The following is a 13,200-nucleotide window of genomic DNA, read 5'->3' as shown; positions in this document are numbered from 1 at the left end:
TCTACTTTCTGCCCAAAAGCGCCTCCGCCTGGGCCATCATTTCTTCAATCATTTCCTTGCAGGTCTGCTCTTTCTTCACCATACCTGCAATCTGTCCAGCCATCACGGTTCCGTTGTCCACGTCACCTTCCATGACTGCCTTCCGAAGCGTTCCAAGTGTTAAATACTCCAGTTCCTCGAACGGGCGTCCCTCTTTTTCCAGCTTCAGATACTCTCTCGTCATCTTATTTCTAAGACAGCGGATCGGATGTCCGTGACTCATACCGGTTACGGTCGAATCAATGTCTTTCGCCTTGATGACTCTGTCCTTGTAAGCCTGGCTTACGATGGATTCCTTCGACACGACGAAGCGGGTTCCCATCTGGACTGCCTCTGCACCCAGCATAAATGCCGCCGCAATGCCGCGTCCATCTGCGATACCTCCGGCTGCAATCACCGGAATCGAAACCGCATCGACTACCTGCGGAACGAGTGTCATCGTCGTCGCCTCGCCGATGTGTCCACCGGACTCCATGCCTTCTGCAACGACTGCATCTGCGCCGCTTTTCTCCATCAGACGTGCCTGTGCAACCGAAGCAACAACCGGAATCACCTTAATGCCGGCTTCCTTCCACATGCCCATGTATTTGCCTGGAATACCGGCACCGGTCGTTACGACCTTGATGCCTTCTTCCACAACTACCTTTGCCACGTCATCCGCATACGGGCTCATCAGCATGACATTGACACCAAACGGCTTCTTTGTCAGCTCTCTCGCCTTGCGGATCTCCTCGCGGACAACCTCACCTGGTGCATTGGCGCCGCCAATTAAGCCCAGACCGCCAGCTTCAGAAACGGCTGCTGCCAGATGATGTTCTGCCACCCATGCCATGCCGCCCTGAATAATCGGGTATTCAATCCCCAACATTTCTGTGATCTTTGTTTTCATTATGCCTCTACACCTTTTTCTTTTAAGTAGTTCATAACATCGCCTACCGTTGCCAGGTTCTGCAGATCCTCAGCCGGGATCTCTACGGAGTACTCGTCCTCCAGAGCCATAACCAGCTCAAACAGATCCAGAGAATCAGCACCCAGATCATCCTTGAAAGAGGAAGCCTCGGTAATGGAATCTGCGTCTACGCTCAGCTGCTCTGCAATAATTTCTTTCATTTTCTCTAACATCGTTTCAATCTCCTTTTTAAATGAATTTTCTTTTTGTGACCGCAAAAATGCAATCACTGTTCTTATATTTTATCAAAAAATGGGATAATGTACATTAGTTTTACTATATATTTTTTTGCTTCTCCAGGCACCTACCAGGTCATCAATGCCGCGCCCCAGGTAAGACCCGCGCCAAAACCTGCCATCACCAGCGTATCGCCGCGTTTTAAGCGTCCGTCCCGGTGCATTTCATCCAGGAGAATCGGAATCGAAGCCGCCGACGTATTGCCGTAGCGCTCGATATTGACCGTAATCTTGTCCATCGGAACCTTCAGACGGCGCGACGCCGCTTCCAGAATCCGGATATTCGCCTGATGCAGCAGATAATGCTGTACCGCCTCGCGGTCCGTTCCGGTCTCCTCCAGAATCGCATTCACAATCTCCGGTACCTTCTTCACCGCAAACTTGAAGACTTCCTGACCGTCCATCTGCATAAAACCAAGCTCCGGCTTGCCGCCCGTCAGACAGTTTTCAAGACTTCTCGCCTGGCAGTACAGAACGTCGTTCTTCGTTCCGTCGCTGCCGACCAGCGTCTTCACCACACCCGTCTCGTCCGCCCGGACAACCGCCGCGCCCGCGCCATCGCCAAACAGGATGCAGGAACTGCGGTCCGTCCAGTCTAACACCTTGCTCAGTGTCTCCGCACCGATGATCAGCGCCGTCTTATAGATGCCCGCCTGAATAAATCCCTGCACAATATGTAAGGCGTAAATAAATCCGGAACATGCCGCCGTGATGTCAAACGCCACCGCATGTTTCGCCCCGATGGCTCCCTGTACATCCGCCGCCGCACTCGGGAACGCCCGATCCGGGGAAGAAGTCGCCACGATCACGATCTCAATCTCCTCCGGAGAAATGCCCGCGTCCGCGATCGCGCGCTTCGCCGCCTCTGTCGCCAACGCCGAGGTTCCCTCGCTCGTCGAGATATGTCTGGCTCCAATACCCGTCCGTTCCCGGATCCAGGCATCATTTGTATCAAGAAATTTCGTCAAATCCTGATTCGTCACAACCTGCTCCGGCGCATACGCGCCGATTCCAATGATTCTAGCTGTCATTTTCTCGTTTAACTCCGCTTCTTCTATAAAAGATAGTTTTAATTTCAAATGGTTTGATATTCAAATTAATTTAGAGTGTAGCGGAGAATCTGGGGTTTGTCAAGGATAACTTGTAAATGAACGGCAGGATTCTGGTGAGAAGACGCAACCCGGACAGAGAAGAGCCGCCCCCAATCTTCCGGAAAACGCTCTCGCTCTTGCACTCGCTGCAGCGGACACTAAGCTCGAAAAAACCTCGCTAAGTGCCGGCGCGAGTGATGTTTCCTACAGATTGGGGGCGGCTCTTCTCCTGAAATACGCATCACTTGAAATACATAAAAATTAGGATACCGCGGTTTCCTTTTTCGTTGTATAATTATAAGACATAGGTATCTTTATTGTATCTATACAGAAATTTGTATACTATATATTACCCTATTAAAAGGAGGAGTTGCTATGCAGAGTATTCTTGTATGTGACGATGACAAACAGATCGTGGAAGCGATTGACATATACTTAACCGGTGAGGGATTTGAGGTTATCAAGGCATATGACGGCGCGGAGGCACTGGAACTTTTAAAAACGCACACCGTGAATTTGATGATTCTGGACGTTATGATGCCAGGGTTAGATGGCATCCGGACGACGCTGAAGGTGCGTGAAACCAGCAGCATCCCGATCATTATTCTTTCCGCGAAGTCTGAGGATGCGGACAAGATTCTGGGCTTAAATATCGGGGCAGATGATTATATCACGAAGCCGTTTAACCCACTGGAACTGGTCGCCCGCGTGAAATCTCAGCTCCGCCGCTACACGCAGCTGGGAAATATGAACAATCAGATGGGCAACCACGTATTCAAATGCGGCGGCTTGCAGATCAACGATGAAAATAAGGAAGTAACCGTGGACGGCGAACTCATCAAGCTGACACCGATCGAGTACAACATCCTGCTTCTGCTCGTTAAAAACGCCGGAAAAGTCTTCTCCATCGACCAGATCTACGAGGCGATCTGGAATGAGGAGGCGATCGGCGCGGACAATACAGTTGCGGTTCATATCCGCCATATCCGCGAAAAGATCGAAATTAACCCGAGGGAGCCGCGCTATCTGAAGGTTGTCTGGGGTGTTGGATATAAAATTGAGAAGCAGTAAAAATGTGAATCATCCATCTAACAGAAGTTAGGAGTTGCAAAATTTATGACAAAACTCTCACATATTCCGATGCAGATCCAGAAATGGATCGCCAGCCTCGCGCATCTGTTTTTCCTGATTCTGGGACTCATCGGTATCAGCCTCATGTATATCAATGGAAATTTCGGGCTGGGGCTGACCGGCATTGGCTCGGTTCCTTATGAGGACACCGCGGAATTTAACACACAATTTAATAACGATCTGAACGATATCTTCCTATATATGGAATATCAGGACGTCTTCGGTGCCGACAGCTCGATCGACCTCTCGCGCCGGATGCTCAAAATGACCTTTGGACCAAGCGAGACCGAAAATTTCTCCCTGTCCTCCCTGATTTCCTATCTGGAATCCATGGGGTACCAGCTCGACGACGACTTTAACTGCCAGAAGGTTTCTGAACCGGCAGACGGCGTCAAGAGCCGCGAAGGCTACGTCGAATGGTCGGTTCAAGAGCCGCAGCGGATCTACAGCTACCGTTCTGCCAGCCGGAAGCGCAGCACATTGGAGGATGCGGCGGTCGAGATCATGGACACACTGCATCGTTATTACACAGTGTATAACCGTTTCGTCGCCAATCCATCCAACCTGCATTTTAAAATCCAGTACACGGAGCCAGATTCGGATCAGAGCGAAACAACCCAGTTTACAAACACCGATTCCCTGACACCGGAAAATGTCAAGGAATACGGGCGCTACGCGTACCTGCCGGGCAATTCCGTTTTCTACGACACCAACATGAAAGCGATCCCGCTCAGCAGCATTTCCGCACTGGCATCCAATAACCCGTACACCGGCAGCGACTATTATCTGCTGATCGGAATCGATACAAATTATCCAGTCACTGACCTTTACGCGCGCACGCATACCGCATACCTGCACCGGCAGCACCTGTATCTGACCGGATTTGCACTGACAATCTTTGCAACGATCGGACTGCTTTTAAGCTTCCTGTTTCTGTTCCGGGTGTCCGGCTACCAGAGTTACCGCAGCTTCGACGTGACGCTGCACGGCTTCGACAAGAGCGGCACTGAAACCGGCATCGTCTTTTTTGCCGCCATGACCGCGATCGCCCTGGTTGTAAGCGACCTGATTCTCATCCGCATCCTGCATCTGGTCATTCCATCGCAGTATTGGTACTTCTCCGATCACAGCCTGCAGGCGCTGGTCCTGTATCTGGGCGGACTGCTGCTCTTTTTCAGCCTCCTGCGCCGCTACCGCGCCGGTACCCTGTGGACCTCCAGCCTGATCTGCCGGATTCAGAAGAAAATGTTGATCCTCAAAACACGGCAGAACTTCCGCAGCCGCCTAGGCATCGGATTTGTTCTCTATCTTGCAATCAACACAGCGCTTATCAGCCTTGCCTGGTATTTCTGGGACCGCGTGTATGCAAATTTATACGTTGTTTACCTGCTGACAGGTCTGACTGTGCTGGTATTTCTGCTGTTTAACCTGTGGATCTTTTACATACTGTTCCGGCAGGCAAGCGAACAGGAATCCATCCGCGATGCCGTCCGCCAGCTCTCCGCCGGGGAGACCAGCTATCAGCTTGATCTCGATGAATTTGACGGTCCGGAGCTCACGCTGGCAGAGGGACTCAACAACATCAGTTCCGGTCTTGAAACCGCCCTTCAGGAGAAAATGAAGAGCGAACGCCTCAAAACCAACCTGATTACCAACGTTTCACACGACATCAAAACGCCGCTGACCTCGATTATAAATTATGTAAACCTAATGAAACGGGAACATATTGAAGATGCGCGGATCAACGCCTATCTTGATGTGCTCGACCAGAAATCTCAGCGTCTCAAAACACTGATTGAAGACCTCGTCGAGGCATCCAAGGCAAGCTCCGGCAATGTGAAGCTTGAATTTACCGACATTGACCTCGTCCAGATGGCATTTCAGACCAACGGCGAATTTGAAGAAAAACTGGATGCCAGACATCTGCAGCTCATCATCAATGCCCCGCGGGAACCGCTGATGATCCGCGCCGATGGACGCCGCCTGTGGCGCGTACTTGAAAACCTGTACAACAATGTCTGCAAATATGCGATGGAGGGCAGCCGCGTCTACGTAGACCTCGCCCGCGTTCCCGGAAATCCAGAAACCGGTACTGCTGGCCAGGCAGTCTTCACCATCAAAAATATATCTGCCAATCCGCTCAACATCCGTGCCGACGAGCTGACCGAACGTTTCGTGCGCGGCGACGTCGCCCGCACCACCGAGGGAAGCGGGCTGGGACTATCGATCGCCAAAGATCTGACGGAATTGCAGAACGGGCAGTTTAGTTTGTATATCGATGGGGATCTGTTTAAGGCGCAGGTAACGTTTGATTTGGTGGAGAAAACGACGGAGAAGGCGGTGGAGGACGCAGAAATAATAGAAGAAACCGATGCTTCCGAAGCGGCTGAAAAGCCGAAAAAGGACGATGAACTGAAAAAAACAAATATACCGGAAGAAGCTACTATTCAAAAAGAGGTAAACGGCGAATCTTCCGAAAATGCTATCAATGAAACCATAAACACTACGGAAAATTCAAGAAATGAATAAAAATTTATGAATTGAGGACTTTATCCTATGAAACGCACTCATATCATGATCGCAGTCTTCTTCGCCTGCATCCTCTCCCCCAACCTGCTGTTTCCTATCCTGAAAACCACAGCCGATGAGGGCACCGGCGAAAACCGCAGTCTGGCGGCATTTCCAACTCTGTCGCTGGAAACCATCGATACCTTTCCATCCGGTGTTGAGGACTGGATCAACGACCACGCGGCGTTCCGCAACCGCTTCTTAAGCCTGAACGCCCGCTTAAACCTCTCCTTATTCCAGTTCGGAGACTCGCAGGACGTCATCACCGGAAAAGATGGCTGGTACTTTTACACGCTCGGAAGCTCTGTCGAGGACTTCCTCGGCACCAACCGTTTTTCCTCCGGGGAACTCCAGATGCTGGCAGACAAACTCCAGACCGTCCACGACGCCTGGAAAGAAAAAGGCACCGAATTTATCTTTCTGTGTGCTCCCAATAAAGAAGGCGTATACAGCGAATTCCTCCCGGATGGCTTCACCGCACCGGACGGACCTACCCGCCGCAGTGAACTGCTCGATTATCTGGAAATGCACACAAATGTCCCCGTTGTCAATCCATACCCGGAGCTCAAAAACCGCCGGGACTATCAGTGGTATTTCAAAACCGACACCCACTGGAACGATGCTGCCGGATTTCTCGTCTCCGGGCAGATCATCGATGCCGCTGGCGGCACCTCCACGCCGATCGAGGACGTCACTGTCACCTATGAGCCACGCGATCCGGGCGATCTGGCAAACCTGTTCCACATGCCAGAATCCATGTGCGACGATACCAAAGCAGATGTATCCGGTTACCGAAACAATGTAACCATCCACTACGACAGTGCCTCCGACGATGGCAACATCGCCCACATCTCAGCAGACCAGGCGCCCGACCCGCGACGCATCACGATCTACCGCGACTCCTTCGGCACTGCCCTACTGGCAGGGCTGCCGAAATACTTCGCGCATACCGATTTCTATCACTGGCAGGCATTCGATCCGGAATTTTTGAACGAAAATAAGCCGGATGTGCTGGTGTATGAGGTGGTGGAACGGGATTTGGGGAGAATGATGGAGGATTTGGAGAAATTGATGCCCACGCAAAAATAATATGTGCATTTTTTTATTTAAACAGTGCAAAAAAACTTTCGAATTTAAAAGAAATGTGATACAATCAATCTATGGATGCCACCATAACACGGTAGGCGGCTTGGTCCTCTTTCAGAGGGCTGCGTACCCTCTGATTACATAGATACCTGCAAGGGAATCTACCTGAGAGGAGGGATGCCATATGGAAATCATTGGAATTGTACTAGCGATTTTGAGTTTCGGCGCAACTTGCTTCAAAGCCGGATATTCACTTGGCAAAGATGTAGAAAAAAGCGCAAAAAAATAGCCGCCCATCCTGACACGATTGCGGCTATTTTCTTGTCTTAATCACTAGGGAACCAAACCGTCTATCGGTGGCATCCTTTATATATAATATAACATTATAATCCGTAAGATTCAAGCGAAATTGCAATTTTTTAGCAATTTAAAATTTTGCAATTTTCATTTCACCATTTTATCTGAATCAGCAGATAGCTTCCCATCCATTTCATGATTCCGAAACCATCCGCCGATCCGGATAAAAATCAAAAATTCTCCTACAGCTCCTTCTTCACCAGCTCCAACGCCGAAGCAATCACCGCATCCATATCATAATACTTGTACTCGCCCAGACGGCCGCCAAAGATCACTTTATCTTCTTTCTTGGCCAGCTCTTTGTACTTCTCATACAGCGCACCATTCTTCGCGTCATTGACCGGATAATACGGCTCATCGCCTAACTTCCACTCAGAACTGTACTCGCGGCTGATGACCGTCTTTGGCAGGTCATTGCCATCGGCATCCTTGCCAAACTCAAACCATTTATGCTCGATAATACGCGTCCACGGAGTCTCCGCATCCGTATAGTTCACTGCCGCATTGCCCTGGAAATTCGGGATATCCAGCACTTCGGTATCAAAGCGCACGGAACGATACTCCAGAACACCCAGCGAATACTCAAAATACGCATCGATCGCGCCGGTGTAAACTACCTTCTTTGCCATCGCATCCCAATCAGCCTTATTCTTAAAATAATCCTCTTCCAGGCGAACCTCGATGCCGTCCAGCATATTGGCAACCATCTTCGTATAGCCGCCCACCGGGATTCCCTGATACAGGGCGTTAAAATAGTTGTTGTCAAAGGTCAGACGGACCGGAAGACGCTTGATAATAAAGGATGGAAGATCCTTGCACTCTCTTCCCCACTGCTTCTGTGTATAGCCCTTGATCAGCTTCTCATAAATATCCGTACCAACCAGGCTGATCGCCTGTTCCTCCAGGTTCTTCGGCTCCGTGATGCCTGCTGCCTTGCGCTGTTCCTCGATCTTCGCCGCTGCCTCCTGCGGAGTCACGACACCCCACATCTTGTTGAAGGTGTACATATTAAACGGCAGGGAATACAGCTCGCCGTGGTAATTCGCCACCGGGGAGTTTGTAAAACGGTTAAACTCCGCGAACTGGTTCACATAACTCCAGACCTCTTTATTATTCGTATGGAAAATATGCGCGCCATACTTGTGGACCTGGATGCCCTCCATCGGCTCTGTATAGACATTTCCTGCAATATTCGGGCGGCGGTCAATTACCAGAACCTTCTTGCCCGCTTTCTTCGCCTCATGGGCGAAGACGGCACCGTAGAGACCGGCGCCTACTATTAAATAATCGTACATGTTGGTTTTCTCCTTTTTCACTCATCTAGCCGTAAGCTTTTCCTCTCAGCCACCTTTTCCCTTTCGATTTCCTCCTCACTTATTGATGAATATCTCAACAGCATGTAAGTAGCTTTCAGCATCAAAACATTCATCTGAATTAATCCCATAGCTGTTTCTTCTCGATCACACTGTACACTGCCCAACACAGAATATGGGATCATAATCTCTGGAACTAATTTTTTCATTGCATGATGCCATAATATATAACGCTCTTTAAGAAATAGCAGCGCAGCATCCCTTAATCTCCACAAATAACGACTCGTGCTGATTTCTAACCTCGTATCCATCAATTCTGCCGCTGTTGCTGCAATCCATATCGCGGCCCGTTCCTCCTCATCCTTGGCTTCTATCAGCATCTGCGCAGTCTGAATCGTTCCCTTATTCGTTGATAATGGCGAAACTAAAAATTGCGCAGGGTCTTTCGCAATCAATTCTTTTCTTTGTTCTCCTATCTCTTTCTGAAGCCAGTCATAACCGTATATATATCGACCTGAATGAGCATATTTGACAAAAACTGGTTCAGCTTTCAATGGTTCTGATAAACTTTCCGGAAAATAATAACTCCCGTGCCTCCATAATTCATATACTTTTTCCCAGCTCATTTCTTCGAGCATCCCTACACCCGCTTTCTAATTTATGCTTCTGAATCCACACAAAACTGCTGTTCATCCCAATGAGAAAAATGATATATATTATCCTCTGTCAAATATCGATTCGAATAGAGGCATGTTATAATATCCTCATCATCCAGCAGGTCAAACACCCAATCCTCCGAGTCCAGATCCTCCTCTTTTTCCGCCTCATCTAATCCTCCGCACATTTCTATCAGCGTTTCTGCCTCTTCATTACAAAGATAAAGTATTAGCTCCTGTAAAACCGTGTGCGCGTTCATATCACTTCCTTCATGCGCCCACTCAATCATCTCATACAGAACACATTTCATCCGGTATAAGAACTCATAATCATAATGCACTAAAAACTGCTCTGGAAGATCCTCTTTCAACCAAGAAACTCCCAGCTGTCCAATATGAGAACCTTTTGGCATAGCCGCCAGTTCTTCCATATCCTGGTTAATATTATCCCATAAAATATCGCTGCCTGCCGCAAAACACATCGCTGCTTTGGAACCAAAATTCTTTTCCAAAAAGCTCGACCACGCCCTATGCTCCCGATACTCATCCGTCTCAATTCGTTCATCCACTTCCTCATCTGGAAATGTATGCCAGTTTAATGCCTTACAAATCCCTTTGCACTTATCCATACGGATCGATTCTCCCGCTTCATACCGGCTCCATGTTTTCGTTCCTACTCCCGCTTTTAACGCAGCTTCCTCGATCGTCAGACCAAGTTCATTTCTTCTACTCTTTATCTTTGCTGCAAGTGCTTCACTACCCTGAATTGATCTTCCTGCCATAGATGCCTCCCCTTTTAGTGACATGTCATTATATTGTCATAATCTCACTTTTATCCACACTTGTCAAGCAAAAAATTTAGCAAAGCAAAATCCCCCTTGTAAATGATAAACCACACACCTGCCACTAAAACCAGCCGCCTTTTTGAGGCGGCTCCAATGTTTTATTTTATCTTGCGGCAGGTCATTGGTAGCTTCAGTGACCACGGCATAAGATCCTCCAGCGAAAACGTGCTGTCCTTTTTCTGAGAAACCCTTTCAAGCAATTCTATTTAGAAGATACTCGATCTTTTCCCACTGGCATCATATTCTCCGGTGATGTAGCCCCACATATAGCTGGATGATCCGGCCTTTCGGCCATCCCGGTTCACTTTAAGGGTCGTTTCATTCGCCTGTATAATGGGTTCTCTGTTTTGTACAAAAATCACACTGGGTGTTTCGGCTCGATCTTATGGACAGACGGATCTATGGAGTATCCGCACACGCAGACTTTTGTTATCCGCACATTTCATTGTTTTATAGCGTTACGCATGGTATATCTGAAAAAAGTATGCGGATAAAAATATATGATGTATCCTCATTTTAAAGGAGGTACACATCTTGAATTCTACCCCTTTAGAACCTCTGTCCATTTTTTCTCCGTCCCTATTACCTGACCCACTTCATTAACTCTCAAAATTTTAATTTGATCGGCTTTCAAAGTCTTTAATTTCTGTGCGTATTCCTTTGAAAGTGTCGCATCATCTGTAGGCTGATCAAGAGTTATAATAATAATTGTTTTATTATCAATATCAAGAAGGGTACGAATAATTCCATTAATATGTTCATCATCTGTACCAAAACCAAAGCCTACTACGACAACTGCATCAGACTCTCTCCATGCTTGATAGGTCTCAACATACCGGACAGACATATCTATTGATGTCATAGGCTTTGTTCCACTCTGAGTAAACATTAAAGGAACTAATATATGCTTTTCCACATCAGTAAGGGCTTCTTTTGTACCAATCCTGTTTATATATGGATCATACCACAATTCTGTAGAACCATTTAAAAATGCAATATCCTGCTTTAAAATATCTTTAATGAATTCATTATAATTAGTTGTCGCTATCATGGATATTTCAAACATATTTGCATCCAATGCATCCTTTAATACATGATAATATCCTGTTTTCGTGCATGGATTTGCTTTTTCAGCAATTTCTGAAATATAATTTCTAACATTCAATAGGAAAATACATATCTTACAAAACTTAGCCCAGTCAGATTCCGGACTATACAAATAATGCCAATTTGAATCAATCAATGATTTGTAATCCAACACTACCGCATAGAGCGCCTCAATGATATTTTGTGCAAATCGTAAAACCTGCCCGGCTTGTGTCGTTGTATTCGCCTTTTGTTTTTCTAGCAAATACTCCATACCGCTCAATCCTGACGATGCATAATTCAATTGGATAATCTCACCTATATCATCAAAAATATCAATTTCATCATCTTTCTTTTCGAACACACCATCATTAATTTTTCTTGTAAGGGATTCGCTTAATGCTCCTATATGCAGCTGCATAATTGAAAGTAAGATTTTCCCTAACTCCCTCCGTTCAACTTCAGAAGAAAAATCTTTATTCTTATAAATTAATAGCAATGCAGAAAAATACATACTATCAAATAGTTTATTTCCATCACTGAATTCTTTTATAAAAGATATATCCTGACTCAAATGAACATTATCAAGTTCTGTTTGAAGACTATTTTCTAATACTGCATTAATATCTATTCCCTCTTTTTTTAATTGTTCCGCTTCATTTTCTGCAATTTTATCAAAATCATTAATCCGTTCTATAATCTGTTTCCTGTTATGCTCTACTGTATCTTTTACGATATTTTGAAAAACTGATTTTCCAAATGAACTTATATTCTTATCTTTAAATCCATTCGGCAACCATTTCGTCGCATATCTGGTTGTTGTTTTTACGTTATCTCTCATTTTTTTAAAGGCTTGTTTGCTTTTACTTGTATCATACCGAAAAATATCAAGAGCAAATTTACCTCCCGATGGTAATCCATATCCAACTTCAGCCCCAGCCCCAAATAAAAAACCTAATTTCATACGCCCCTCCGTTTATTTCAATATATCTTTAATCAAATTACCTTTTATATATCAAATATGCCCACTTCTATCGTCTCCGTTCGGTTCTTTACCAGAAAACCTTCAAGATTGTCCCGGTGTTCTTTCTATCCGATTTCCATCACAAATTCTCCTGTACCATCTATATCCCTCATACGCGTTTTAAATGCCCCGTAGCTTTCCGTCCCAGCTATGGTTCTTCTATTATTTGTTATTATCCCCGGAACATATCCGGAATACTTTTTAAGTAAATACCTTCTAATGTCTTTTGTCGGTACTATGTCTATGATATCCTCCAGTGATCCCACATGAAGTATTTTCGCTTCATAATTCAATTCTGAAGGCAGCCAGCAGACTCTCCATTCCTTTTGCTTTGCAAATCGATCATATTTATCAAGACAGCCTCTCCAATAAATATTCTCTATTCCATCAAGCATAGAAACATCGAATGTTTCATTCTCCGAAAGCCAATTTTTACTTAATTCTTTATTATCACCGCATCCGGATGATACCAATGAAACACAATGCTTACTTAATGTGGATGGATCCACTCTATCCTCCAACTCATGATAACGAATATCTCCCATGATACAATGATCGCCCAACTGCTTCACAGCAGCTATGATTCTTCTTCGAAACTCCACCTCATTCTTAATCACTATAACCGTATCACCAAAGTCATTCATAGAAACGGATGGAAGCTGCACTGTATGCGTCAGATGCGGTGACAACGCAGCATTTTTAAAGCCCACCCTATCAGCCAGCTCCCGCCCCAGCTCTGCATCGGACGTCAATTCTTCCGGTGTAATCATAATTCCCATGTCTTTCGCAAGATAGCTTACATTCTCCTCGTCCAGCAAA

At 46.4% G+C, this 13,200-nt stretch carries 12 protein-coding genes; 3 read left to right on the top strand and 9 right to left on the bottom strand.

All coding sequences use genetic code 11. From position 1 onward, the window contains the following. Position 1 precedes the first annotated feature (1 nt). The 3 genes from fabK to DXD12_RS05280 all read right to left on the bottom strand — a co-directional run bounded on the left by fabK (position 2) and on the right by DXD12_RS05280 (position 2,255). Entirely contained in the window at positions 2-928 is a 927-nt protein-coding gene (gene fabK / locus DXD12_RS05290; RefSeq protein WP_022360534.1) for an enoyl-[acyl-carrier-protein] reductase FabK, read from the bottom strand. Continuing rightward, the gene (gene acpP, locus DXD12_RS05285; RefSeq protein WP_022360533.1) at positions 928-1,161 is read right to left on the bottom strand and encodes an acyl carrier protein; all 234 of its coding nucleotides are present in this window, start codon (positions 1,159-1,161) and stop codon (positions 928-930) included. The genes fabK and acpP overlap by 1 nt, the downstream gene beginning before the upstream one ends. Before the next feature lie 131 nt (positions 1,162-1,292). Continuing rightward, complete coding sequence (locus DXD12_RS05280; RefSeq protein WP_118637720.1) at positions 1,293-2,255, bottom strand: beta-ketoacyl-ACP synthase III; 963 nt, start codon at positions 2,253-2,255, stop codon at positions 1,293-1,295. 435 nt (positions 2,256-2,690) lie between these two features. Between DXD12_RS05280 and DXD12_RS05275 the strand changes: the two genes are divergently transcribed. From DXD12_RS05275 to DXD12_RS05265, 3 genes are read left to right on the top strand one after another with little or no spacing between them, the layout of a single operon-like run. Continuing rightward, a complete protein-coding gene (locus tag DXD12_RS05275) occupies positions 2,691-3,386 on the top strand; it encodes a response regulator transcription factor (protein WP_022360531.1) in 696 nt (231 codons plus the stop codon). 45 nt (positions 3,387-3,431) lie between these two features. Next, the gene (locus tag DXD12_RS05270) at positions 3,432-5,975 is read left to right on the top strand and encodes a HAMP domain-containing sensor histidine kinase (protein ID WP_118471600.1); all 2,544 of its coding nucleotides are present in this window, start codon (positions 3,432-3,434) and stop codon (positions 5,973-5,975) included. 27 nt (positions 5,976-6,002) lie between these two features. Beyond that, a complete protein-coding gene (locus tag DXD12_RS05265; protein ID WP_118637718.1) occupies positions 6,003-7,103 on the top strand; it encodes an alginate O-acetyltransferase in 1,101 nt (366 codons plus the stop codon). A 536-nt stretch (positions 7,104-7,639) separates the two neighbouring features. Here DXD12_RS05265 and glf read toward each other — a convergent pair. The 6 genes from glf to DXD12_RS05235 form a co-directional block, all read right to left on the bottom strand. After that, positions 7,640-8,752 carry a UDP-galactopyranose mutase gene (glf, locus tag DXD12_RS05260; RefSeq protein ID WP_118637716.1) on the bottom strand — a complete coding sequence of 371 codons (1,113 nt, stop codon included), beginning with the start codon at positions 8,750-8,752 and terminating at the stop codon, positions 7,640-7,642. A 17-nt stretch (positions 8,753-8,769) separates the two neighbouring features. Continuing rightward, positions 8,770-9,396 carry a hypothetical protein gene (locus DXD12_RS05255; protein WP_147354012.1) on the bottom strand — a complete coding sequence of 209 codons (627 nt, stop codon included), beginning with the start codon at positions 9,394-9,396 and terminating at the stop codon, positions 8,770-8,772. A gap of 32 nt (positions 9,397-9,428) precedes the next feature. After that, positions 9,429-10,208, bottom strand: a complete 780-nt coding sequence (locus DXD12_RS05250) for a helix-turn-helix transcriptional regulator (RefSeq protein WP_118637712.1) — start codon at positions 10,206-10,208, stop codon at positions 9,429-9,431. Positions 10,209-10,477: 269 nt separating this feature from the next. Further along, positions 10,478-10,633, bottom strand: a complete 156-nt coding sequence (locus DXD12_RS15780) for a transposase (protein ID WP_118637710.1) — start codon at positions 10,631-10,633, stop codon at positions 10,478-10,480. 179 nt (positions 10,634-10,812) lie between these two features. Continuing rightward, on the bottom strand, positions 10,813-12,321 hold the full coding sequence (locus tag DXD12_RS05240) for a hypothetical protein (protein ID WP_118637708.1): 1,509 nt from the start codon (positions 12,319-12,321) through the stop codon (positions 10,813-10,815). Between the two features lie 125 nt (positions 12,322-12,446). Next, positions 12,447-13,199: a hypothetical protein gene (locus DXD12_RS05235; RefSeq protein WP_118637706.1), complete on the bottom strand. Its 753-nt coding sequence runs from the start codon at positions 13,197-13,199 to the stop codon at positions 12,447-12,449. Position 13,200 lies beyond the last annotated feature (1 nt).

It is taken from the genome of Clostridium sp. TF11-13AC (assembly GCF_003481065.1).
Classification (GTDB): domain Bacteria; phylum Bacillota; class Clostridia; order Lachnospirales; family Lachnospiraceae; genus Otoolea; species Otoolea fessa.
This window is presented reverse-complemented; position numbering and strand designations above follow the sequence as displayed.